The 943-nt window shown below is 55.6% G+C and carries 1 protein-coding gene; it reads left to right on the top strand.

Annotated features, from left to right (window positions below; translation table 11 throughout):
• Nucleotide 1: 1 nt before the first annotated feature.
• The coding region (locus HGP29_RS28210; RefSeq protein ID WP_211093451.1) for a DNA-directed RNA polymerase at nucleotides 2-943 on the top strand (942 nt) is incomplete at its 3' end.

Below are 943 nucleotides of genomic sequence, written 5' to 3'. Positions count from 1 at the left end.
GATGGCTGACGGTTCGGACGATGTGACCAGTATGCAAATGGTCCAGTTGGCTCCGGCCTGTGTGGAACTCCTGAGTAAACGGGCGGGAGCACTTGCAGGTATCAGCCCAATGCACCAGCCTTGCGTAGTCCCTCCGAAGCCTTGGGTTGGAACTGTAGGCGGTGGATACTGGTCAGTAGGTCGCCGCCCTCTGGCACTGGTTCGTACCCACTCCAAGAAGGCACTGCGCCGCTACGATTATGTTCACATGCCTGAGGTATACAAGGCGGTTAACCTTGCACAAAACACGCCGTGGAAGGTGAACAAGAAGGTGCTGGCGGTAGTCAACGAGATTGTAAACTGGAAGCACTGCCCGGTAGGCGATGTCCCGGCGATTGAGCGTGAAGAGTTACCACCACGCCCGGACGATATCGACACCAACGAGGTGGCACGCAAGGCTTGGCGCAAGGAGGCCGCTGCGGTCTACCGTAAGGATAAGGCTCGCCAGTCTCGCCGCTTGTCAATGGAGTTCATGGTGGCACAGGCCAATAAGTTCGCCAACCACAAGGCCATTTGGTTCCCTTACAACATGGACTGGCGCGGTCGTGTGTACGCTGTGAGCATGTTCAACCCTCAGGGTAATGACATGACCAAGGGTATGCTGACGCTGGCCAAGGGCAAGCCAATCGGCCTCGACGGGTTCTACTGGCTGAAGATTCACGGTGCAAACTGCGCTGGTGTCGATAAAGTTCCCTTCCCTGAGCGCATCAAGTTCATTGAAGAGAACGAGGGAAACATTCTGGCGAGTGCCGCTGACCCGCTGAATAACACGTGGTGGACTCAGCAGGATTCACCATTCTGTTTCTTAGCGTTCTGTTTCGAGTATGCTGGCGTTAAGAATCACGGGCTGAATTACAACTGCTCGCTGCCACTGGCGTTCGATGGGTCTTGCTCTGGGATTCAA

Origin of the sequence: Flammeovirga agarivorans (genome assembly GCF_012641475.1) — a bacterium.
Classification (GTDB): domain Bacteria; phylum Bacteroidota; class Bacteroidia; order Cytophagales; family Flammeovirgaceae; genus Flammeovirga; species Flammeovirga agarivorans.
The sequence above is the reverse complement of the archived record's forward strand: the minus strand, read 5'-3'. Positions and strand labels throughout refer to the sequence as shown.